19 protein-coding genes are annotated in these 24,057 nt (G+C 43.2%); 5 read left to right on the forward strand and 14 right to left on the reverse strand.

Features of this window, described 5'->3' with window-relative positions:
- Positions 1 to 230 precede the first annotated feature (230 nt).
- Complete coding sequence (locus LEP1GSC058_RS00120) at positions 231 to 833, forward strand: DUF3332 family protein (protein WP_016547574.1); 603 nt, start codon at positions 231 to 233, stop codon at positions 831 to 833.
- Between the two features lie 67 nt (positions 834 to 900).
- Here LEP1GSC058_RS00120 and LEP1GSC058_RS00125 read toward each other — a convergent pair whose 3' ends face one another.
- Genes LEP1GSC058_RS00125 through LEP1GSC058_RS00140 form a run of 4 tightly spaced genes read right to left on the reverse strand, consistent with a single transcriptional unit; the run spans position 901 to position 3,927 of the window.
- On the reverse strand, positions 901 to 1,359 hold the full coding sequence (locus LEP1GSC058_RS00125; RefSeq protein ID WP_016547641.1) for a DUF192 domain-containing protein: 459 nt from the start codon (positions 1,357 to 1,359) through the stop codon (positions 901 to 903).
- A 14-nt stretch (positions 1,360 to 1,373) separates the two neighbouring features.
- Complete coding sequence (locus LEP1GSC058_RS00130) at positions 1,374 to 2,147, reverse strand: enoyl-CoA hydratase/isomerase family protein (protein WP_016547733.1); 774 nt, start codon at positions 2,145 to 2,147, stop codon at positions 1,374 to 1,376.
- A gap of 12 nt (positions 2,148 to 2,159) precedes the next feature.
- Positions 2,160 to 3,533, reverse strand: a complete 1,374-nt coding sequence (locus tag LEP1GSC058_RS00135) for a PP2C family protein-serine/threonine phosphatase (RefSeq protein ID WP_016547508.1) — start codon at positions 3,531 to 3,533, stop codon at positions 2,160 to 2,162.
- Positions 3,517 to 3,927 carry a hypothetical protein gene (locus LEP1GSC058_RS00140; protein ID WP_232224585.1) on the reverse strand — a complete coding sequence of 137 codons (411 nt, stop codon included), beginning with the start codon at positions 3,925 to 3,927 and terminating at the stop codon, positions 3,517 to 3,519. The genes LEP1GSC058_RS00135 and LEP1GSC058_RS00140 overlap by 17 nt, the downstream gene beginning before the upstream one ends.
- A gap of 141 nt (positions 3,928 to 4,068) precedes the next feature.
- On the opposite strand from LEP1GSC058_RS00140, the gene LEP1GSC058_RS00145 reads away from it, so the two are divergent.
- Positions 4,069 to 5,106 (forward strand): hypothetical protein, encoded by a 1,038-nt coding sequence (locus tag LEP1GSC058_RS00145; protein ID WP_016547752.1) that lies wholly within the window; start codon positions 4,069 to 4,071, stop codon positions 5,104 to 5,106.
- Between the two features lie 80 nt (positions 5,107 to 5,186).
- Here LEP1GSC058_RS00145 and LEP1GSC058_RS00150 read toward each other — a convergent pair whose 3' ends face one another.
- Positions 5,187 to 6,779, reverse strand: a complete 1,593-nt coding sequence (locus LEP1GSC058_RS00150; protein ID WP_016547557.1) for an LA_0442/LA_0875 N-terminal domain-containing protein — start codon at positions 6,777 to 6,779, stop codon at positions 5,187 to 5,189.
- A gap of 401 nt (positions 6,780 to 7,180) precedes the next feature.
- On the opposite strand from LEP1GSC058_RS00150, the gene LEP1GSC058_RS19755 reads away from it, so the two are divergent.
- The gene (locus tag LEP1GSC058_RS19755) at positions 7,181 to 10,828 is read left to right on the forward strand and encodes a PAS domain S-box protein (protein WP_016547717.1); all 3,648 of its coding nucleotides are present in this window, start codon (positions 7,181 to 7,183) and stop codon (positions 10,826 to 10,828) included.
- Between the two features lie 58 nt (positions 10,829 to 10,886).
- Here LEP1GSC058_RS19755 and LEP1GSC058_RS00160 read toward each other — a convergent pair whose 3' ends face one another.
- Together LEP1GSC058_RS00160 and LEP1GSC058_RS00165 are read right to left on the reverse strand one after the other, a co-directional pair.
- Positions 10,887 to 11,273, reverse strand: a complete 387-nt coding sequence (locus LEP1GSC058_RS00160) for a response regulator (protein WP_039947835.1) — start codon at positions 11,271 to 11,273, stop codon at positions 10,887 to 10,889.
- A 247-nt stretch (positions 11,274 to 11,520) separates the two neighbouring features.
- Entirely contained in the window at positions 11,521 to 13,245 is a 1,725-nt protein-coding gene (locus tag LEP1GSC058_RS00165; RefSeq protein ID WP_016547560.1) for an EAL domain-containing response regulator, read from the reverse strand.
- A 113-nt stretch (positions 13,246 to 13,358) separates the two neighbouring features.
- Here LEP1GSC058_RS00165 and LEP1GSC058_RS00170 point away from each other — a divergent pair, with 113 nt between their 5' ends.
- Together LEP1GSC058_RS00170 and hisC are read left to right on the forward strand one after the other, a co-directional pair.
- The gene (locus tag LEP1GSC058_RS00170; RefSeq protein WP_016547699.1) at positions 13,359 to 14,990 is read left to right on the forward strand and encodes a peroxidase family protein; all 1,632 of its coding nucleotides are present in this window, start codon (positions 13,359 to 13,361) and stop codon (positions 14,988 to 14,990) included.
- A 102-nt stretch (positions 14,991 to 15,092) separates the two neighbouring features.
- A complete protein-coding gene (gene hisC / locus LEP1GSC058_RS00175) occupies positions 15,093 to 16,190 on the forward strand; it encodes a histidinol-phosphate transaminase (RefSeq protein WP_016547698.1) in 1,098 nt (365 codons plus the stop codon).
- An 84-nt stretch (positions 16,191 to 16,274) separates the two neighbouring features.
- Here hisC and LEP1GSC058_RS20100 read toward each other — a convergent pair whose 3' ends face one another.
- From LEP1GSC058_RS20100 to LEP1GSC058_RS00210, 7 genes are all read right to left on the reverse strand, one after another.
- Positions 16,275 to 16,436: a hypothetical protein gene (locus LEP1GSC058_RS20100; RefSeq protein WP_016547735.1), complete on the reverse strand. Its 162-nt coding sequence runs from the start codon at positions 16,434 to 16,436 to the stop codon at positions 16,275 to 16,277.
- A gap of 306 nt (positions 16,437 to 16,742) precedes the next feature.
- Positions 16,743 to 18,005 carry a replication-associated recombination protein A gene (locus tag LEP1GSC058_RS00185; protein WP_039947779.1) on the reverse strand — a complete coding sequence of 421 codons (1,263 nt, stop codon included), beginning with the start codon at positions 18,003 to 18,005 and terminating at the stop codon, positions 16,743 to 16,745.
- Positions 17,998 to 18,225, reverse strand: a complete 228-nt coding sequence (locus LEP1GSC058_RS00190; RefSeq protein WP_016547599.1) for a hypothetical protein — start codon at positions 18,223 to 18,225, stop codon at positions 17,998 to 18,000. The genes LEP1GSC058_RS00185 and LEP1GSC058_RS00190 overlap by 8 nt, the downstream gene beginning before the upstream one ends.
- Before the next feature lie 50 nt (positions 18,226 to 18,275).
- Complete coding sequence (locus LEP1GSC058_RS00195) at positions 18,276 to 18,851, reverse strand: YqaA family protein (RefSeq protein WP_039947837.1); 576 nt, start codon at positions 18,849 to 18,851, stop codon at positions 18,276 to 18,278.
- Positions 18,852 to 18,878: 27 nt separating this feature from the next.
- Positions 18,879 to 20,657, reverse strand: a complete 1,779-nt coding sequence (mutL, locus tag LEP1GSC058_RS00200) for a DNA mismatch repair endonuclease MutL (RefSeq protein ID WP_016547775.1) — start codon at positions 20,655 to 20,657, stop codon at positions 18,879 to 18,881.
- A gap of 37 nt (positions 20,658 to 20,694) precedes the next feature.
- Complete coding sequence (locus LEP1GSC058_RS00205) at positions 20,695 to 22,725, reverse strand: sensor histidine kinase (protein WP_016547695.1); 2,031 nt, start codon at positions 22,723 to 22,725, stop codon at positions 20,695 to 20,697.
- Positions 22,726 to 22,798: 73 nt separating this feature from the next.
- Positions 22,799 to 24,055, reverse strand: a complete 1,257-nt coding sequence (locus LEP1GSC058_RS00210; protein ID WP_016547499.1) for a chloride channel protein — start codon at positions 24,053 to 24,055, stop codon at positions 22,799 to 22,801.
- Positions 24,056 to 24,057: the final 2 nt, after the last annotated feature.

Genomic DNA, 24,057 nt, shown 5'->3' on the forward strand with positions numbered 1-24,057 from the left:
AACCGAGCTTTCTACTGGTCGGTAGACCAACCGTAGATCCAGAAATAACGAAGCCGTAAGACGGTCAAGGGATTCTCGAGCCCCCGCGAGTACCGATTCGTATGTATGAGAAAGCGAAACGGAATAAATTTCGATTTCGGTCTTATATACAATTGGAATTATCTTGCAAGATTTTAACTTTCAAAGAGAACTTCTGGTATTAAATTCCAAGAAACGGAGTCCAATTCGACATGGTAAAAAAAATCCTTAAAAAAACCCTCCTGCTACTCGTAGTTGCGATGGTCTCGCTTGCTTCGCTAGCAAATTGTTTCGGCAGGTTTGCCGTGACTCATAAATTCTTTAGTGCGCATGACGGAATTAATATAGGAAGCGGGTTCTTTAACAAGTTTGTAAAAACTTTACTATTGTATTTTCCCTTCGCAATTCTGTACGGCATAGGAATTTTCGTAGACGTAGTATTGTTTAATCTAATCGAATTCTGGAGCGGCAGCAATCCGGTAGGCTTAAACGAATTCGATAAAGAAGGTAAATTCGCAAAAACATTCGAACAAGACGGCGTGAACATTACCCTTTCGTTTACCGGCTTCGGTTCTCGGCTGGATCTTAGCGTGGAAAAGGACGGCAAATTCGAAACTTTGACAGCACTAAGAAATCAACCCGGTAAGTTCTTTAAGTCGGAAGGAAATAAATTGGTAGAAGTCGAAGTCACTTCCGAAACGATCGGATCGCAAGTAATCCTGAAACTAGTAGAGCAAGGAAAACTTAAATCGTCTAAGGTAATCGAAGCTAAGACTTTGGCTGATTTACAGTCCCAGGTCGTCGAAGCTCTTTAATTACCGCTTCGCCTAAAAAAAGGATTCTCGATCGGGAATCCTTTTTCGTTTAATAATTTGTCTAAGATCACTTGCCGATGAAACGCGGGTCTAATTTAAGTACGGCAAATCGCCCAAGTCCCTTTTTTGCAAACCATCCCTTGTTTGCTTCCAACGCATACAGTACTTTCTCGGTCGAATGATATAGAACCTTCGTTTGATTCGGCTCCATCTCATAGGAATCCACCATTCTTTTATCCTTATTAAAGTACCCGATACTTAACGGAATCAGCGTATTCTTCATCCAAAAGGTCAAATAATCTTCGGAAGGAAAAATGAAAAGCATTCCTTCGTTGTCCAGAAGCTTCCTTCTAAACATCAAGCCTTTTTGTCTCGCAGCCTCCGTATTCGCAATTTCAACGACCAAGGGATGCTCGTTAACGTAAATAGTGGTTTTTTCTAGATAAATGGGAGATTGATATTCTCCCCAACCTGCGGCAGGAAACAGAAGTAGAAAGAAAATAACTGCGAATACGCTCGGCTTCATCTTCCCTCCAAGTTTTAAAAATTCGGTTGCCGTTTCTCCAGAAACGCGGCCATTCCTTCTTTAGATTCCTTTCCTGCAAACAAGCCGCCGAACGCTTTGCATTCCGCTTCAATTCCTTTGGACAACGGACCATCCAATCCTTCTTGAACGATTTTTTTAGCCGTCTTAACCGCGATAGGACCTTTTTTCAAGAGGGATTGAGCGATTTGCTTCGCAACCGAAATCAGATCCTCTCCGTCCTTTACAAATTTATTAAGCAGTCCGATTCTGTATGCTTCTTCCGCTGAAATCATATCGCCCGTAAGTACGAGTTCGATGGCTCGACCGTAACCGATCAAGCGGGCAAGTCTTTGCGTCCCACCGAATCCAGGAATCAATCCGAGGGAGACTTCAGGCAAACCCAACTTTGCCTTTTCGGCTCCAACTCGAATATCGCAGGCCAACGCTAATTCCAATCCGCCACCCAACGCAAAACCGTTAACGGCTGCGATGGAAACGATTCCACTGTTCTGAATCGTATCGAATGCTTCCTGTCCGGTTCTAGAAAAAATTTCCGCGGCTTTCGCGTCAAGATCTCGCATTTTTGCAATGTCCGCACCCGCAACGAAGGCTTTTCCCTGGCCGGTAACAATGGCGACCCTGACGGTTCCGTCCTTTTCTAAAGCTTGGAACGACTCTTTAATCTGAATTAATAATTCTTCATTCAAAGCGTTCAGTGCGGAAGGTCGATTTATTTCTAAAAGCGCGACCGCGCCTTCTTTCGTCACATTGATTAAAATTTCGCTCATGGTATTTGATTCCTATTCCATTTCTATTATCAAAAAAAGAGTATCGTCTTCGAATTCGACGTCTCCGAAAAACTTAGCGAGATCCGCTTGAATGGATTCTTTAAAGGTTTTTAGATTCTCGGCGACTCTATTCTTATTCAATATTTCCAAAAGCCCTTCCGTACCAAGCTGTTTTCCTTCCTTATTTCGATTCTCGATCAGCCCGTCGGTATATAGAAAAAGACGTTCTCCCGAACGAATCGGTAAACTTACAAGTTCCGCAATGGGTCGTTTTATTCCGAAACCCATTATGCTACCTGTAGTCTCGATTTCCCTAAATTCGCTCCCGTTTTGCGAATGAATTAGATATGGATGTCCCCCATTCGCAAAATGGATCTCCTTTGAGATAAAATCGAAGAAAATGTAAACGCCCGAAGCATGATGTGACTTGAACTGTCGTAGTAACGTGTCGTCTATGTATTCCAAAAGACGAACCGGGTGAAGCTTCAATCGATACGGCATCGTCGCTACCATAATCTTAATAAACGACGCAACAAGAGCCGATGCGATTCCGTGGCCCGCGATATCGGTCAAAAAAACGCCGGTATTTCCTTCCCGTAATTGTATAAAATCGTAGAAATCGCCGCCAATTTCGTTGGGAGTAGATCGATATACTTCGTATCTAAATCCTTTAATACTGATTTCTTCGGGAAATAGGGTCTCCTGCACTTTTCTAGCAATTTGAAGTTCGTGTTGCAGAAACCGATAATCCGAATCGAGTTCCGAGGATATTCTCACGAGTCTTCTAACGATAATCACGATAGCGGTCCCGATTATGCTAAGAATAATATAGACGACATCAGGAACCAACAGTATCAAAGGGGCAAGGCTCAAATTCATCCCTTTAACTTTTACGAATACGAAACCGAGATGAAGCGCGATCGAATATGCTCCGGTAATCAGGCAACCTTCCACCCTAAGTCTAAACATCTGAAATAAGACTAGGAACCCGACTAATAGAAAATAATTATTATATAATTGAAGGCTGTGTAGATCGTGGAAAATATAAAACGACTCGTTTAAAATCAGCATCACGAGGAATACTATGGAAAAATTCGTTCCATGTATGATCGCCGATAGATAGCGCCTTTGAAAAGAGAGAACGAAACTAAGTAGATTTAAACTTAATATGATCCCGAAGTAGACGACCCCTCTATGAGATTGGCGAACGTCCGGGATAAGCAATAGAAAATAGACAAGAAAATGCAGTAGGAAAGCGATCCTGATAAACGATTGATCGATCCGTATCAGATCTTTCCACGCACCGATTTCTTTATAATTGAACTCCCGCTCTAAGAAGCTCCAAGGATTTAATATTCCGCCGGTTTTACTATTTAATAGATTCATCAAGTTCGTATTCAATGATCTCAGACCCGTTCAAATGAACTCGAAGGCTATAACCTCGATCCAAGTATTTATCCAATTTTTCAGCCAATTCCAAACCGGCTTTAGCATCTCTCACCCGAACGAAAAACGGAGCGGATTTAGATTTATAGTTATATGGAAATCTTTCGTTTACTAAAAGAGTAATCCTATACCCTCCCGGTCTTGTTTCAAGTATGATATGCGAAATGTGTTTACGATTCAAAATCCTTTCCGTAATGGGAAGATCCCAGGGATTGATAACATCCGCAAATTGTGAAGAGTTAGAAATTAGTAGACCGGCCAGTAAAAAAGCCCCCGGCCATGGCCAGCAATCGACAAGAAAAGTGGAAGAATGCGAAACAGCTCCGAACTTCATAACGAATAGGCACAAATCTCGCATTCCGTCGATTGATTGCAAACCTTAAACCCGTGAAAGAAGCCTTTCATTTTTTGCAGTGCAAAGAAAAATACTTTCCTATCTAACTAAAGTTTACATAATCCGAGATTCGGTATCACAATGAGTTCGATAAAACATGCGGTAGAAGTGTGTCGACTTTTAGTCTTGCTTGTTTTGGTAGTTTTAGGCTCCACTTGCAAACATGAATCGGAAGAGATCAATCCATACATGGATCTCTTTAATAATAGTACTCTGACCAGGAGCGAGTTTTATAAGGATCAGGTTCCGTCTTGGGAGTTCAGAGTTTTTCCTTTGGACGTCGAAGCCAAGGACTTTGTCACTTCCTTAAATCGAATCGACGGGTTCGACGATATTCCTTCCTCTTCGGGGTCCTGGAAAATCGTCGCGGAAGAAATTAAATCGGTAAAAGCAAAACTTCCTAAGTCAATTAACAAATTGTTAACCGAATTCTTATTTAGAATATACGTTTGCGAAAATTTGGGGGGCAGCGCAGTTAGCGGTTTCGTTTACCGGAATGGACGTGCAACGGGAGGATTCGTGATCCTAGACTCGCAGATTTTAAATAAAAATGCAAACGATTGGATCAGCTATAAGGAAAACTCCGCCTTTAAACCGGGTAATATCAGTATCAAAATCAAAATTGAAGAGGAAAATTCGAATACCAAAGTCAACGCACTAATGTACATTCTTCTCCACGAATTCGGGCATATCATTTCCGTATCTTCGGGAATCGGTCCGGATTTCAGGGGAAAAACCAGGAAATTCGAGAATCTCCCGTTCTATCAAGGAATTTGGAAATCGGAAAAAAAATCGATCTATGATGATTCGCAGTTTAGACTTCGACCCGCGATAAAATTCTACTCTTCGTCTCTTGCGTTGGAGGAAAACTGGAATAGTATCTATCCTGTTTTAGAAACGACTCCTTTTCCGACCTTATATTCCGCCACGAATGCGGACGATTTCTTTGCGGAATCATTCGTATCTTACGTTCATGTAATTATGCAAAAGCGCCCTTGGGAGCTCGCGCTATTCGAGAAAGGAAAAAAGATCTATCAAACGAAAAACGGAATCGAAAAGAAGGCTCTTGAAAAACAAAGGAGAATAATCGAGAATATCATAAATCGTCCGAATCCTTAAATTTCTCCCATTGAAAATGGATCAAAATTGTTTCAGTTCTTTCGGCAAACGAAACTAGAATCCGATTCAGTATAGTATTTTTATTTAATATACCAGAAATTCTGGGAAAATCCGATACTGAACCAAAATAAATTAGCCGGAATCCTTTGCAGCAGATAAGATTCCCGTAAAACTTGACGCACCGGATCGGAAAAAGCCGAATTACCGTTTATATAATCGAGCACAATCTGGTTTGCGGGGCCGTTTACTTTGGAAGGATCCACGATTTTCCCGTCCCGATTGTTCCTATTTACGTAACCTCCCGTTGCTCCGAAATAATTATCCGTGTCGTATAGATACAAATTCGGTCGCCAAACATTTGCGGCTTTAAAGAAGAATTTTCCGAAAAAGAAAGTAAAAGTGGACGTAACATCCTGAACTCCGTTTCTGTTATCGACGATATTATTACTCATAGCGTATCCTACATTCACCTGAGGAAGGATTCGAAAGAACTTACCGCGAAAGAATTCGTGGCCGACGGTCAAAGACAGATAATTTTTTCCAGCCATTAAACCGGCATTCTCCGTCGAAAACTGAGTATAGAAAGAAATCGTAGGATTAGCCCATTGGAGAAATGGTAATTTCCAAAAAAAGAAGTATTCCTGCCATGCCAGCCTCGTGATCTGAGTGGACGTGTTGTTTGCTCCCGAAACTCCTTGAGCCGCAAGAGAATTACTGGCCCCCAAAGGAGGGGATACGTAAGAAGTACTTTTGTTAAACGTATTATAAAACCATAGACCAGCAGTGAACGTCCCCCAATTCGTCTTATCGAAATTATAATAGAAGGCGTAGAATAAACCGTCCGATCGCTTCATCCCGTTTTGTTCTTTCTTAAAACCGGGGATCTGACCTCCGCATGTCGATCCGGTCTGAGGGTGACCGTTCATGATATTAGTTTGAGTATCGTAAACACATTCTGTGTTCAGCGAATCCGGAGAAGGCGCGGAAAACGGACTTATAGAACCTGCAGAACCTTGTCCTGGATAAGCGGGGCCCGGTCCACCGGGATATAATTGCAATCTTCCGTCGCTATCTTTGTCATTTCTCTCGGTCAATTGAAAATTTCCCCAGAACTGAACTTGGAATCCTTTCAAAGGAGTGTTAAACGTCACAGTGGGTTGATAGGATGGAACGAAGTTGAAGGCTCGATATCGTTCGTTGTTTCTACGATCATAATCCTCGCCGGAAAAACTTAATCCTCTCCAAATAAAGTCCGTTACAATTTCGTGAATTACCTCGATCGAAGTATCCGGCGTTCCGCTTCCGGAACGTTGAGACGGACTAGGACCGTACATCGGCGGCCTGACTTCTACAGGGCCGACCGGAATATCCGATGGACCCGTTGAAACGGATTCGGAACTCGACTTCTTTTCGAATCGGGACGACGCAGGTCGCCCTTTCTCATAATTTATTTCAGCCACTAAATTCTTATCTACGTAGCGGATAAAATCCTCATTTTCAGCGATCAGAATTTTTTCATCATCTTCATACGCGATTTTTCCTTGAATAGTGGAACCGTCTTTTAAACGAATAAAGTCCGAAGCATCCAAAGAAAAAAAGAAGACAAGAAAAATCAGTCCAAAACGTATTATGATTCCGGAACCGCGAAGCCCCTCGATCAGAGTATGGAACATAATAGATTACTCCTAAACCATTGAGCGGGCAATCTCAATTCCCGAGCCGTTACGATTAATCGGATGATTTGGGCAAATCATCAACGGGAACGGACTTAAGCGGGGACGCCGAGTCTATAAATGTCTCAATTTTCGGAAATTTATTTTTAGGGAGCATTGCAAAAAGTAACGACCATTGCCGGATAAACATTTCACGAAGTCGATCAGTTATCATGTCCGAAACGGTTTGCATTTGGGGAAATCGTGTATTCACTTAACATTACAACTAGGGTTTCTTCGTTCTGTCGATGATTCCAAGACTTTTAATCGTAAGCTGCAATACCCTTAGCATCTTTCCGGTTTCAAAATGGTTTTTTTGATTTTCAAGGTAATCTTTATTCGGTTAAGTTAGTGAAAAGTCCGTGAATCGTTCGCCCAAAAAAGAAAAAACCAAAGACGCATCCGTAGACCTACGCGACGCGAAACGACGCATTAAAGCGTTGGAGAAACAATTAAAGGACCAAACTGGAAACGGATCATTCTTCGAAGAACTTTTAGATTATTCACCTTATCCTACCGCTATTATAGATTCCTCCTCCGGAAAATTCATGGAGATAAACCCGGCAATGCTTCCGTTGTTCGGCTATTCCAGAAAAGAACTGCTGAAAAAAACAATGATGGAACTTTCTCCCGCGCTCCAACCGGATCGACAAAATTCTCTCGAATTACTTCGCTCTAAATTCGAAGCATGTAAAAAAAACAAAGAAGTATCTTTTAATTGGGAGTATCTAAATTCGACAGGCGGCGCTTTTCCATGCAAAGTCCGATTTTCAAGATTAAAAAATTTCGAATCGATGCTCAGTGTGCAGATAGAAGACATTCGCAGACGAAAGGCTATCGATTCTCTTCTTCATGGAACTCATGAAAGATTCGACCTATTGATTAAGAATTTATCGGAAGACGTCTGGCTTTGGGATATTGCCTCGAATCCGATTCTTCCCGGCGAGAAACTCGACGATATATTAGGATATTCTCCTAAAGAGTTAATTAGAAACCTCGAATTCTGGAAAGTATTGATACATCCCGACGACGCACGCAAAACTTTAACGCTTTTGCAGCAGACCTTGAGCGGAAAGAAAGATCTTTTCGATGCAGACTATAGAATGCGCGGAAAAGACGGAACTTACAAATGGATTATAACTAGAGGACAGGTTATCGAAAAAAACCGAGCGGGTGAAGCCGCGAAGATGCTCGGCTTTCACGCGGACATTTCCAAACAAAAAAAAGCCGAAGAATCCGATCGGATCAAAAGAAATTTAGAAGCTCTGACGACTTCCATTTCGACCGAGCTGATCAATCTACCTAGTCACGAAATCGGTGAAGCGATTCGTAATACGATGGATAAGATTTGCAAATTTTTTCAGATGGATAGGGTCAATTTAGTTCTGTACGATTTGGAACGACTAAAAAGGACCTTATTCTATGAATATATAAGTCCGAAAGCGAAAAACAAGTCCCCTTCTTGGCCCGAACTATCCGATATCAACCCTGAAAGTTTTTTAACTAAAAACCTTTTATATAATAAAATCATAACCTTGGATATACTGGAAATCCCGGATACCTCCATCGACTTAAAGACATTATTGGATAGAGTTGGAATCAAATTTTTAGTAGGAATCCCGCTCACTCTTGCAGGCACCGTCGTCGGTGCAATCGGATTAAACGCCGAACGGCACAGAAATGAAGTGCGGCACAGATTCGAAGAGTTCGAGATTTTCCATCTGCGAACGATCGGAGAAGTGATTTCAAACGCGTTGGAAAGAAAAAAGAAGGAGGAAGAACTTCATTCCGAACGCGACCTTCTTGCCGGAATCATGGATACTTCCGTCGCTGCGATCACTGTTCTTACACCCGATGGAAGAATTTCGTACGCTAACTCATCCGCGGAAAGAATTCTAGGTCTTAGTGCGGAAGATCTAAAGGAAAGAACTTACAATTCCCCCGAGTGGAAATCCAGTTCGATCGATGGGGGGCCATGGCAACCGGAGGATCAACCCTTTCTCCGCGTAATTAACTCCGGAGAACCGGTATTTGACGTGCGACATGCCATCGAAGACGACAGGGGAGTTAAGAAATATCTTTCCATCAACGGTTCACCGATAAAGAATGATCTAGGAGAAATAACTAGTTTAGTCTTTTTAGTCACGGATATCACCGATTCCCTTTTGGCCGAAAGAGCGTTGAAAGAAAGCGAGGAGCGGCTCCGACTTGCTCTGAATGCCGCCAACATGGGAACATGGAGCTGGAACTTGGAAGAAGATTCCCTCCATTGGTCCGCGAACACGGCACATCTTTTCGGGATCTCACTTGAGGAATTCGGCGGGAAATCGGAACATTTTTTCGGATTAATACATCCCGATGATATGGAAAAAGTTCAATTCACGGTAGAACAATCCATATCGGGCAAAAGCGACGACTTTCATATCGAGCACAGGATCTTTCATAAAGATGGAACCGTCCATTGGATGGAAGGGAAAGGACGAGTTTATAGGGATATCGACGGAAATCCGATCCGAATGGCGGGAACGATCACCGATATTACGGATCGCAAAAATGCCGAAAACGAATTGAAGGCGAGTCAACTTAGATTTCAAGCATTCTATCGATTCGCAAACGAGGCGATTTTATTCCTGAATCCTCGTACTGAGAGAATCTTAGATACCAATCCTGCCTTTTTGAATATTTTCGGATTCGTGAATGAGAAGGAAATACAAGGCATTCCCGCAAAATCATTGTTTACCGTCGAATCTTGGGCTACGGTGCATACTCGTTTGCGATCCTTCGAAAGCGCCGATAATCTGGAGCTAAGAACCATTCGAGTCGACGGAACGATCTTCCCTGCTATCGGAAGTATCCATTTTTATAATGAAAAAGATTCTTATATAGCTGCGGTTAGCTTGTTGGATACTTCCGCAATCCAGGAAATCGAAGAGCTAAAGATGATCAATAACGAGATTTCCGTCAGAAATAAATTGATAGAAATGCAGAAAAATGAATTGGAAGAGACTCTAGAGGATTTGAAACGAACTCAAGCTCAACTAATTCAATCCGAAAAAATGGCGGCCTTAGGACAACTGATCGCAGGTATCGCTCATGAAATCAATAATCCGATCGGGGCAGTTCAGGCATCCAATCAAAATTTGCAGGAATGTCTATTACGCTTTCAGACTCTGCTTCCCGAAGTACAGTCTATTATCGCGCAGATGCCTCATGACGAAGTCGAATCATTCCGTCACTTCCTGAACCAAGTGAGACAAATACGCGAACATTTGGCGGGAATAGAAGAGCGGCGCGTAAAAAAAGAATTAATTATAGAATTTGAAGCGCTCGGTTTTCAATCTCCGTACATGTTCGCCGACAGTTTGGCCGATATGGGATTTCGTACGATTCCGAAAGAAGCCATTCCGTTCCTTAAAAGCTCGAAAGCGACCACTTTATTGGAATATTCTTCCATCGAATCGTTCTTTTTTACGAATACGAATACGATTCAAATCGCGGTGGATCGGGTGTCTAAAATTCTATACGCGTTAAAGAATTTTTCCCACTTCGACACGGCTTCTACGAAAATACCCGCCTCCTTGCAAGACAGCATCGAAACCGTATTGACGATCTATCAAAATCAATTAAAGAAAGGCATCCAAGTCACGAAGGAATACAACGATATCCCGAAGATTTTATGCTATCCGGATGACCTATTGCACGTTTGGACGAATTTAATTTATAACTCGTTGCAAGCCATGGATTTCAGGGGAAGAATACGCATTCGAACGTACACTCAGAACGAAGAAGTGGCGGTGGAAATAAACGATAGCGGCCCCGGAATTCCCGAAAGCATAAGGGGAAAAATCTTTCAGCCATTCTTCACTACTAAGCCCCCAGGAGAAGGTAGCGGGTTAGGACTGGATATCGTTCATAAAATCATCGTGAAGCACGGGGGCAGAATCGAAGTCGAAAGCGTTCCCGGCTCCACGACGTTTAGGGTTTTTCTTCCCCTTTTGCCGGCGGAATAATCTATATCAAGAAGAAGCTTAAGTTTAAAAACTACGTTTTTTTCCGGTTTAATCTTCGTTATTTCAACGCGGAAGTGATAGTAGTGACGAGTTCTTTTTCATCCCAAGGTTTTTTTAGATAACTATAGAGGTTGATTTCTTTCTTAAGAGCTTCCACCGAGGCGATGTCTGCGTGCCCAGTTATGATAATTTTCTGTATCTCGGGATACCTTTGATGAACGCTACGTAGAAACTCATCCCCTTTTATATTCGGCATTAACCAATCCGAAATAACTATCAATATTTTCACACCCTCGGTTACCAGTTCTTCGATAATTTGCATCGCCTCCGAAGCATCCAAGGCAGTTTCATAGCGGTAGGTATCTCCCAAGTGTCTTTTTACTTGAGATTTCATGCTCATTAGAATGAGTGCCTCGTCATCGACGAAGAGTATCGCTTTCTCCACCGTTCCCCCGAAATGAACCTTAATAATTAGACGAATAAAAAAACATCTCTCCCCAGGAAAAAACCGAGTCGAGAAAAGAGATCCTATGATTTTCCTCTCGCCTTGCAACTCATTTTCAAGAAAATATCAACCTTCCAGCAACGACAAGATAGGGCGACCGCTGTGCATTAATACTTGTAGCAGCGGCAGCGACATTTCCTACATAGAGCGCTAATTGAGGTATCGGATGATAGCTCGCGGGATCGAACTAGTCAATAAATTTTGTTCTAATTTGCGGGATCTCCGGGCTCGGTTCCATAATAAAGTATCCTTGAGAATATTCGATACCGAGAGATTTAACCGCCTCGAACTCCTCCCTCGTGCCTACAAATTCGGCGATCACTTCCGCCCCGATCCTGTGGGCAAGTTCAGTAATCGCCGACGTTAAAATGAAAGCGGTGCGGTTTCTTTCAAGCGACTGGATAAATTTTCCGTCGATTTTGATATAATCCGGCTGAATTTCCAGCAGACGAGAGAAATTCGAATGTTCGACTCCGAAATCATCGATCGCAATCGAACAACCGATTTCCTTTAACCCGGTTATTACCTTAAAGTGATTCGGATTCCCTTTCAAGCTTGCAGTTTCTAAAATCTCGAATGCGACTCGAGAGGGGTGAATTTTATAATGATCCAAACGACTTGCAACCCATTTCGGAAAACTTCCGCTTTCTAACTCCGTTTCGGAAAGATTAATGGAGAAGGAAAATTCGGAGCCTACAAAAGTTTTTAACGCTTTTTCGAATAGGATCGGAGTAATCATTCTTAGAAGTCCGGTTGACTTTGCCAAATAAATAAAGGAAGCGGGCGTATACACGCGTCCATCTTCCACAATTCTAGCAAGACATTCGAATTTCTCGATTCTCCCGGTCCTGTTATTCAAAATGCCTTGGAAATAAGGCAATATATTTCCAGTGCGAATCGCGTTATTTAATCTCTTCCCCAAATTTATATTGATCTGATAAAGGTCTTGGTCGTCCATTTTTTCGGAATATTGTAATATTCCTGCGCCCAAATTTTCCTCCGGATCTTGACTAGCTCTAACCAACGCAAGTCTAGCTTTATAATAGAGATCTTTAAAACCTTTAGCAGTAGCGATGGTAGCATTGATTCGAAAGGAGATCCCTTCGGTGGTCAAATAGTCCGAACGAAGTAAAATTTTAAATGCGATCAAATGCGGAAGAAATCGCTCCTCCGAAACGTTGGATAAAATCGCAACTTCGTCTTCGTAAACGTGGAATATTTCTCCGTAATTTCCTAAAATCGAATTCATCGAATCCAAAAACTTTCTCAAGAGGTCTTTATAGAGAGAAACACCGAAATGCTTCGTCGTCAAAGATGTGGACTCTATGCGCACCAAAGCGAGAATCGATTCATCCGTTTCGGTTTCCTTCTCTTCTAGTCTTCTTCGAAGATATTCCAAATTCGGTAATCCTGAGTCCCGATTATAAAGTAAGGCGTGCTCCAACTTTCGATTCAACTCCGAGAGAGAAAGCTCCGCTTCGAAAGAACGAATCGCTTCTTTCACGGTCAGAATCAAATCTCTAGAATCCCAAGGTTTTGAAAGATAGCGATATAGTTTGGCATGGTTCAACGCGTTCCCGACAGAATCGGCGGTTGCCTGCCCTGTTAACATGATTTTGCGAGTATTAGGATTGGATTTTTGGATATGAATTAAGAATTCATCACCCCGGATTCCCGGCATCACTTGATCGCTGATAACGACCGGCACATGTATGCCGGCTTTGTTCGCTTCCTCTATGATGCTTAAGGCCAGTTCGGCATTATCGGCGGCTTCGACCTGGTATTCCTTTCCGAAAGCCAGTTTCAATTGCTCCTTCAATCCCCTGAGAATGATCAATTCATCATCAACGCATAAAATAATCGACTTAGATATCTCGGGAATATTGGGAATTAAACTTACATTATTTTCCATACTTCGGAAGTACTGATCTAGGCATGCAATTAGACGTAAAAAAGGATTTCCTCACCCATCATTGCATTATTTTTTAACAAGCAAGCAGGATATTTTCGGAAAAAGGCGGCGCGATGCGTATAATTTTTGAAAACGATAAAGAAATCCAAATCGAGGAGCCTGAAGGACTCCGCTCTTTGTTACAAATTTCATTAGCGGAAGGAATTCCCCATATACATGCCTGCGGTGGAAACGCGAGATGCTCCACCTGTAGAGTATTGGTATTAGAAGGAGCCGACAATTTATCCTCCCGAGATGAAAAGGAATCCGCTTTAGCAGAAAGGAAAGGCTTTCCTGAGAACGTGCGATTGGCCTGCCAATCGCGAGTTTTAGGGGATATTAAAGTTAGAAGGCTAATCATCGATGATTCCGATCAGACTCTCGCCTCCACATTTTCGCATAACGTTTCAGGAAAAGAAAAAGCGATTACCATTCTTTTTAGCGATATTCGAGGATTTACCACTTTCTCCGAATCCCATTTACCGTACGACGTGATACATATACTAAACCGGTATTTCTACCGAATGAGTGATAAGATTCTAAAATACGGCGGGACAATCGATAAGTATATCGGCGACGGTTTAATGGCCGTTTTCGGGTTGGAGGAATCCGATCCTCTCAAAACCAATTTAGCGGCGATTCGCAGCGCTCTCGAAATGAAAACCGAGCTCGACAACTTAAACTCCTATCTAAAGGAACATTTTAACACTCAATTCGAAATCGGAGTCGGAATACATTATGGAACTGCGATATTAGGACAACTAGGACATCCGCTGTTCATGTCATCCACCGCGATCGGAGATTCCGTGAATCAAGCCAGCAGAATCGAATCCACTACAAAAAAAGCAGGCGCAAGATTGCTAATTTCCGAAAGCGTTCTTCAGCTCGTTAAAGGTAGGGTAAAAAAAGGAAGAACTTTTGAAACTACCTTAAAGGGAAAAACAGGAAAATATAAATTACATGAAATCGTAGGAATCACCCGGGACTGTCGGGAGGAAATTACCCAGGAAGCCAAGTATAGAATCTGGGATTCCATAGATCTTTCGGAAACGGGGAATTGGCTGACACTCGCCTTTCATTCGTCGTTTATTTTTGCGGCGGACGGGTCTTGGTTAGGACTGGACGGATCGATTCGCTTTCCAAGTTTGTTAACCGACGAACTAAATTCCAAAATTCAGTCCCATTTGAATGTATTGATCCGAATTCATGAAGAATTACAGGGGGAATCGGACGGGCCACGAGGAAACCGAATCCCTTCCTTATCCGATTTGATCGCGTTTGCCGGCGCTCTTGCCGTCCAAAAATCCGGAGGACCTAAAATCTCTGAATTTTCCCGGAGACAAGATTCCGAATATCCAATCGGACGCATGGAACTTCCGCCTAATAATCCGAATCTTACGGACAGTATCGATTATTACGCAAGGATGAACTTCGATACGAAAGAAATGGTCGCTTTATTCGGAGCGAAAACGATCGGAAGACACGAAAGAGGGTTTTATACGGACACTCCGAACATATTCGATAACCGTTACTTTAAGGATCTGCTTTACGACGGCGGGACAAAAATGACCGCGGCAGATCGCGCCCTCTTGAGTTCGGAGGAAACAAAGAGGTTCATTACCGAATATGCCTTAAAAGAAGATAAATTCTTTCGGGCATTTGAACAAGCGTTCGCGAAACTCGTAAGAGGCACGGAAATTTCCTAGATCTCTTGACGCCTAAAATTTCCGCGAGCGTAAGATCGATTTTACCGAGCAAACGATAAAACGATTGGAAGAAAGCTAAGTCGTTTTTTATCTGGAGGATAGATGCGCTTCCAATCAGTTTTAGATACTCTTCCCATCTATGAGGCCGGAAAACCGATCGAATTAGTCGTCCGAGAATACGGAATTTCTCCGGATAAAGTCATAAAACTAGCCTCTAACGAAAATCCCTTCGGAGTCTCGTCGAAAGTCAAAGAAAAGGTGGCTCGATCGCTGGATAAAATGCCTTTGTATCCGGATGATACATATAGAGAATTAAAGGAAGCTTTGTCCCAAGCCTACGGCGTGCAGCCTTCCAACGTCATCCAAGGAAATGGAAGCGATCAGATTTTCGACTTCGCCACTCGATCCGTTCTGGGCCCCGGCGATTGCGTATTGCAGAACGGGAAAACATTCTCCATGTATTCGATATATTCGGAGCAATGTGGCGCAAAAGTCGTTTCCACCGATTCGATCGAACACGATCTAAATCAACTGCTGGATTTATACAAACGATACCGACCTAAATTGATATTCATCTGCACGCCCTGCAATCCCATCGGAGACGCCCTCAAAAAGAACGATGTCTATTCTTTCCTGGATAAAATTTCCAATGAAACATTGGTCGTTATAGACGGTGCGTATATGGATTTCGGCAGAACTCGGGATCGAGAAACCGATATTCCGCCTGCAGAAGTAATATCAAAATATCCGAATGTAGTTTATACGGGAACCTTTTCGAAAGTCCATGGTTTGGGGGGAATGCGGATCGGATACGGCATAGCAAGCGAGGAAATCATTCGCGCTTTTTACAAACTTCGTCCGCCGTTTAACGTATCTCAACTTTCGCAACTAGCTGCGATCGAAGCGTTAAAGGATACGGATTTTGTGGATTCGTATCTCCGATCGAATTTAGACGAGCTACCGAATTACGAATCCTTTGCCGATTCCAAAGGACTTCCCTACTTTAAATCTTATACCAATTTCATTACGATTCGCTTGGAGGACGCAAAACTTTCCTCTCGGGAACTTTTTGAAACGTTATTGCGGGAAGGAATTATTTTAAGAAATCTTAAAAGCTACGGATTAAATGCGATTCGAATTACAATCGGGCGTTCCGATCAAAACCGAATACTGCTGGATCGCCTGAAGGCATTACTTTAAGTTTTACTAATTCTTGAGCCGCCTAAGACGACTTCAAAACGAAAAATTCATATCCCCGATGAATTCGGGAAATATGAGTTTCTTTTATTTATCGTAAAGATCCGGCCGAAGACGAACGACTTTTGCGTCCGAAACCCGAGCGATATCGGAATATGAAGGCCGATTCAAATTGTATTCGTTGCGAACCGCTTCCAGTTTTTTAATGAGTTTCGCTTCTTCTTTTTTTATTCTTTCAGATTCGAACATTCGAAACCTCCCTTTTTCATTTAGATTCTTAGGACCCTCAATCTTCCTTCTAAGTTTCGTCAGAAAGAGTCGGATTCATGACACTAATTATGTCAAAAAATTAGCGTCCTAAAGGTACCCTAACAATATAAAACAGTTTTAATACGATTAAATTACGTTTATAAGGGAAAAAAGTGAAAATTTCGGGCTTTGAGCGAATTTCAGCGTAAATTTTGTCGGAGTTCGAAAAAAGAAGCTTTTGGTATGCGAGAAGTTGAATATTCCAAAGGTTATAAGAAGGGCGCAGTAAAAAGGTCCACCAAATTCTCAATCATATTGTTTCCCTTTAAACTTTCTCCAAACCGATGCCAGATGTTCGCGGATTTTAGCTTCCATTCCGTTCCTAGTCGGCAAATAGAATTGAGGCGGATCGCCTTTGAGATCGTCCGGAAAATATTCGAATTCCGTAAATCCTCCAAAATCGTGCGGGTATTTATAACCTTGACCGGCACCCTCTTTCTTATGCAAAAATGTCGGTGCGTTTTTCAACCGATTCGGAATATTCAAACTGGTCCCTCTTTCTTTTACGAACGAAGAAGCCGAAGAAATTCCCTTGTATGAAGCGTTCGATTTAGGGCAAGAAGCGAGGAAGGTCGTGACTTGCGCCAATACGATTCTCCCTTCCGGCATTCCGATTGCTTCTAACGCTTGCAAACCGGATACGGCGAGGGATAATCCGTGAACGGAAGCGTTTCCGATATCTTCCGAAGCAAGCACAATCAGTCTTCTAGCGATAAAGATCGGGTCTTCCCCGCCTTCTAACATCAACGCCAAATAAAAGAGTGCGGCATCCGGGTCACTACCTCTTACGGATTTTATAAAAGCGGAAATTACGTCGTAATGACTTTCCCCTGCTTGGTCGTATTCAATCACTCGACTTTCCAGGAAGGAGTTCACTTCAGTTTCGGTGATCAATACTCCCGGATCCATGGAAAGTGATAGGGCTTCCAATAAGGAAAGCAAACGTCGTGCATCACCACCCGAATATCGTATTAGAGTTTCCTTAGCCTTCTCCTCTAAAAGCGGAGAAGGCTTTAAATTTCCGATTCCCCGTTCGAGAATCTCTTTCATTTCAAGGATTCCTAATGCTTCAAGTTTTAGAACCTGACACCGAGAGAGCAAAGGTCTGGTAATTCTAAACGACGGACTTTCCGTCGTCGCTCCGATCAACACTAGGCTTCCGGTCTCGACACCTTTTAGCAGACTGTCTTGCTGTGAAGAACTGAAGCGATGGATTTCGTCCAAAAATAGGAGAATACTTCCTCCCGATTCCGCTTTCTCTAAGAGTTTTTTAATATCGGCGACACCTGTAGTCACCGCATTGTATTCTACGAAGGGAAGTTTCCAAGCTTTTCCGAGGATCCTCGCAATCGTGGTTTTACCTGTTCCCGGCGGGCCGTAAAGGATCAGACTTACGGGTTCTCTAAATTTTTGAAGTTGAGCTTTTGCTTTTTCCTGTCCGATTACTTCCGAGAAGACGGATGGTCTGATTCGATGAGGAAGCGGAGGGCGATCGAAGAAACTATCCAAGTCCTTCCAGTTCCCTTTGAACTTTACGAACACAGGACCGTATCGTCGAATTACAAACATCGCAAGCGCTATGACAGCAAACCAAGGATTGTTCTCGAATTTTTCCGTCCAGAACGTTTTCGACCAATTCGCCTATCCGAGCAGGAAGACCGAAGCAATCCAAATTTTCCAGAATCAGATCTCGTTTGGTTTTCGGAAATAGTAAAGGAGTTTCTTCCATAGAATTAGATAGGACTCTACGATTCGTTTTTCAAGAGTATCGTATTATTTTTAGACCGCTATCCATCCTCCTTTGATAAGGTAATAATAAATATAAAATCTAGGGATTCTAAATAAAGCTGCAAGCAAAAAGATCCTAAATTTCATCCCCATCGCTCCCGCCGCAACACTCGTCCAAGAATACGGTAAAGGAGTCAAAGCCCCCAATACGACGGCCCAAAAGCCGAAACGTTTAACATAAACCTCCAGCTTTTCTTCGTGGGTTCTAAGAAAACGCGTAAAAGAATCCAATTTAGGAAGTAAATATTTTCCCTGCGCATAGGAGCAGCATCCGGCGATTAATGAGCCTATCGACGCGGACGAAATTACCCAAATATCCGAGAGTCCTGCCGCAACCGCGATAATCAGAAACGTATCCGGCGGAAAGAATACGTGTACGGAATCCGCAATCAGGATGGCGATTCCTACGCCGAAGGGACCCGTAAAATCGATAAATGCTTTAGAAACTTGTAATACAGGTTCGTGAAAGAATCTTGCGAGTATGATGACTCCCAAGAATAAAACAAAGCTTGCGATAAGCGTCTGCTTCATCAAACGGCTTAACATTTTTTCGGTCGAATTGGACATTTCGGCGGTTTTTCTATTCAAGCGCTATCACCTACGATGAAACATCCGCTCCAAATCTTCCCGTGTCAGCTTGACTAACGTCGGCCTGCCGTGAGGACATCGGGCGGGATTTTCGCAATAACTCAAACGGTTTAACAATTCGGCAATCAGATGATCCGATAGTTGATCGCCTTTCTTAACGGCCGATCGACAAGCTACGCATTTTGCCATCAAATCGTAAAGCTCCGGCTCGGGAACTTCCTTGCCTCCGGTTCGATTCAAAAAATCTAATATGATTTCCTTTTCATGTCCCGGTAAAAAATACCCGGGAACTTCCCGAAGGACGAGACTGTCTTCCCCGAGAGCATCCAGCTTCAATCCTACTTCTTCATATTCGGAGCCTCGCTCACGGATATCTTCAGCTTCTTGTTTAGAGACGGGAATTCGAATCGGGGTAAGCAACGGCTGGATACCGTAATTTTTCCGTTTCAGTTTTCTCAAAACTTCTTCGTATCGAATTCTTTCGTGCGCGGTATGCTGGTCGATTATATAAAACCCGTCCTCTCCTTCCGCAAGAATGAACGTCTCAAAGAGTAAACCGAAATGCTTCTTAGGAATGAATTCGGCATGTTTGCGAGGTTCATCCGTCAAATCCTCCAGCCTCGAGCCCGGGCCGACAGTTTCTACCGAAAAAGACGGAGAATGTCTTACTTCCTGATATAATTCTCCGCCGAGCAGTTGCTGATCGCCCGATCCCGTCGAAGAATATGCTTGTAATACGGCTCCCGTTTTGGGACGTTCCGGACGAAGAAGCCGATTTCTTAGTTCAAGGAAACTTACAGGCGTACTGGAGCGGAGTTCCTTCTGTATCAACTGTAGAAAGAAGGTATTAAAGGATTCCTCGTCTAAAAATCTAATCTCTTTCTTTGCAGGATGAACGTTAACGTCGATCGCTTCCGGATCGACTTCGAAAAATAAAAAGCAATATGGATGAGCATTTGGCGGAAGGAGCTCATCATAACATTTCTTTAATAAATGAGAGGAATACTTTATCTCTACAGGACGATTATTAACGAAGGTAAACTGTCCGGTTCGATTGGATTTATAAAAGTCGGGGTCACTTATATATCCCCACGCCTTCCATCCTCTTTTTTCGAGATTGACGCTTAATAAATGATCCCGAAAATTCTCTCCGAACAAATCGATGATTCGTTCTTTCTTTTCTTTCGCTGCGAGTCTATGGACTTCCTTTCCATCCTGAACCAAGCGAAATCTGATTTCCTCCCGCGCTAACGCCTGAACGGTAAATCGATCCCGAATCCGCTTATCTTCGGAACGGACGGATTTCAGAAATTTACGACGGACGGGAGTATTGTAAAAAAGATCTTCGATTAGGATTCGAGTGCCTCGAAATCCGGGAATCGCTTCTTTGGAGAGAATTTTCCCTTTTTCCGTTCGGACTTTCCACGCAGTTTGACCTCCCGTTCCGGTTTCAAGAGTCAGTTTGGATACGGATGCGATGGACGCTAGAGCCTCTCCGCGAAAACCATAGGATAAGACCAGTTCCAAATCGCGCAAACTTTTGATTTTACTAGTGGCATGTCGCTTCAGCGCGAGCTCGATATCTTCTTCCTCTATTCCGGAACCGTCATCCGAAATTAATAGGGAAGTTAATCCTCCGTCTCTTGTCTCGATTTCGATGGAGGTCGCCCCGGCATCGACCGAATTCTCCATCAATTCCTTTAAGACTGAATGGGAAGATTCGATAACTTCGCCTGCAGCAATTTGGTTGATTAAATCCGGGCTAAGTTCCTGTATTCGAGCCATAAGCCTGGACCCAGAATCCACGGTGGCTATCGACATGTCAAGGGTGGATTTCAGGCTTGGAAAGACCTAACTCCAGGATAAAAATGGAACCTTTGCCCGGGACACTTTGCACTTGAATATCCCCGTCCATTTTCCTGGCTAATGCGCGGCTTAGGGAAAGTCCTAGACCCGCGCCTTGGAAAGGTTTTGTTACTCCTGAATCGACTTGCTGAAACGGAGTAAAAATGGCCTCCCAAAGTTCTTGAGAAATTCCGATCCCGCTATCTTCCACCTCGAATCGGAATCGATAGCTAAATTGAGTCGCACTAAGCAACATGCCGGTAAACCGAATGAATCCTTTTTTTGTGAATTTTTCGGCATTCTCCAAGAGTCCGATGATCATCCTCTTAAAGCGACCTTCGTCTCCTACGACTAAATCAGGCAGATCATCTGCTATTAATACGGAAAAAGCGATGCCTTTTCGTTTAATGGAATCTTCCATACGCATTGCGGCTTCATAGACGGCCGCTCGCAAGTGAAACGGACGATTGACCAGAACGAGAGTTCCTTTTTCCAAACTGGAAGCGTCCAGCATTGATCCCAAGATCAACATCATTGCGTCTCCGCTCCGTTTCAATAATTCGACCATCTCCTTCTGCTCGGGTTTCATGTCGCTATCCAATAGCATCTCAGTTATTCCCATAATTCCGTTCATAGGAGTTCGGACCTCATGATCCACATTGATCAGAAACTCGCTCTTGGCCCGATTCGCAGCCTCCGCTTCGTCTCTGGCCCATTCCAACTCTTTTGTTCTTTTCTTTACGAGTTCTTCCAAATCCATATTCAGAATTTCTTGAACTTCTTCCCTTTGTCGAAAACCGCTCAGAAGCTTGTTGGATAAGGACAGAGCGTTGGATAGTACGAAAATTCCCACACCGACTCCGCTCAACTCCCAGGAATCCATTACTTCCGAGTGATAGAGAACTTCGCTGGCTAGGAAGAAAAATAGGATGAGAAAGCCGACCAAATATAGGATCGCACCCGGTCGTTTATTTCGGATCGCCTTGGCCAAAACGAATAGGGAGCTCGCCCCCATACAGACAAACGCTATATAGGAAGGCCCGATCAGATATGAATAGATTTCCGGACCCGTAAATAACGTTATTATAATAAAAATTGCCGCCGTTGAATATCCGACTTTTAAAAGTATCCGTCCGGCATCGATCGGAAAAACCGAATACAAAAAATGCAGAGCCAAAGGCATGCCGATAAACCAGGATATAAACTCCGTACGCAAATAAATTTCCGGCCCGACGTCGAAGTGCTCGGGAAATAACCTTACACCGGTAGAATACAATCTCAAGAAAACCGTTAGGGAGAATAGTCCCAAAATGATCGCCGAAGAATCCTTCTTGTAAAAAACGGAAACGAATATATGAAATAGACCTAGAAAAAGAAGTCCTCCCGCCAAAAGCGATTCGAGATCCCTTCGATCCTGGTAATATCTATTGACGCATTCCGGTTCGCCGAAAATCGGAGGCTTCCATAAACCGCCTTTTCTGTAATTGTAATTCGAAATTTCAAAGTCTAGGTCGGCTTTTTTTTCCCAAGGAGGCAAAGTCACATAACGCGTTAATAAGGCGAGAGCATCCAGCGATGGATCTCCTACTCTGCCGACTTCCGAAATAATTTTTCCGTTAAAAATGATTCGATAATTCGTTCCCTGATCAAAACTGACCAATCGAAGATTACCTACGTGTCCTTGAGAGATTAGCTCTAAGCGGTATAGAGCCTTTCCATATTTGGGAAGAATACTCCCGTGCCAGGTTTCTCCAGTCCAACTTCCGGGACTAATCTGAGTGGAAAAATCCGTCGGGTTTTTCGGAAGCTCCGTACCGGGAGTCTCACCTAGCCAAGCGAATTTCCATTCTCCCGTCAATCGGAAGCAATCACCTCTGCCCGCTGACTTGGTTTTATCCCAATCTAAGATTCCGTTTTCAAGAATTGCTCCTTTAGGAAAAGGGCGGCAGTAAATAAAGAGAAATAGAATGAGAAACGGAAAGATTCTGATATACGCGTTCGTTCCCATTCGAGTTAGGTTGAAGATTCCAAAATTAACGGGAAAACGTCTACGATTTCCCGTAGAAAATTTACGAAAAAGGCTATTGAGAATCGGCTTGCGATTTAATAAATGGAGCCTTTGGAGATAGAAAGTATCCGCTCAAGGATGCGAACAAAACCGGTGTGAAACTTGAGACTCCCGTTAAGTCAGCCAATAAAATTGTCGTGCTGATCGGAGTTTTCGTAACCGAGGCATTAACCGAGGCCATTAAGCATATCAGCAAAAAAGATTCATTTTCGGTCGGAAAGAAATCCATAAAAAACCTTCCGGAAGCAGCTCCGATAAAGAACAGAGGAATAATGATCCCTCCTCTCCAACCGCTCGATACGGTGATATTGATCGCTATAATTTTCAAGAGAACCAAGCTCCCGAAAAATAGCCAATCTCCTTTTGTAACTACGATTTGATTCAGTTGTTCGTGGCTAAAATATCTTGTCAGAGGTTGGTAGAATGCAATGCATCCTAGAATCAATCCTCCTAAAGCCGTCTTGACAAAGATCGGACCGGGAATTTTGGAAAAGGAATATTTGGTAGTACGAAATACTCCGTAAAAAACCCAGCCGATTGCCGCCCCCGCGATTCCGAAAGCGAGTGCATTTTCAAAATCTTCGATTCCTCCGGGAACATATTGAGGGAATTGCCATGTGGGTCCGATGCCCATATCCGTCATCCAAAGAAATACGAAATATGCCGAACAACTGGAAAGGAAAGCCGGCAGCAGGGCCTCATAATATTCGACGACATGCCTGTGTTGCAATATTTCGAGTGCAAACAAAGCGCCGCCTAATGGCGAACCGAACAGAGAGGTAAAACCCGCAGCCATTCCAGCAATCGTCATCGAGCGAACCTCCTCCCCTTCCAGCCCCAGTCTTTCAGCGAACCAACTGCCGATGGAACCGATGATCTGGACTAAGGGAGCCTCGGGACCAGCGCTCCCACCCGAAGAAATACTAAGAAGGGATGAGACCGCCATTGAAGGATTATTCTTAGGGTCTAACTTTCCTCCACGAAATCGTATATTATCGATTACTAATGAAATTTCGCCCGGCTCGCCCAGCCAATATATCAAAAGTCCTATCAACAAACCTGAGCCGGTCATTAAGGCGATGACCCATGGGCCTTCGACCCTTCCTAAAAATTGGGTCAGGAATTCCAAACATTTCCAGAATAGCGCGGCGAATAAACCGCCGAAAATTCCGAGAAGTACGTAAAGAATACTCCATCTAGAAAGCATGAAGGGGTTTTTTTTCGAAATAACGAAGATCGGATTTCTAAAAAAGGAGCGGACTTTGTCCATAA

Origin of the sequence: Leptospira fainei serovar Hurstbridge str. BUT 6 (assembly GCF_000306235.2) — a bacterium.
In the GTDB taxonomy this organism is placed as follows: Bacteria; Spirochaetota; Leptospiria; order Leptospirales; family Leptospiraceae; genus Leptospira_B; species Leptospira_B fainei.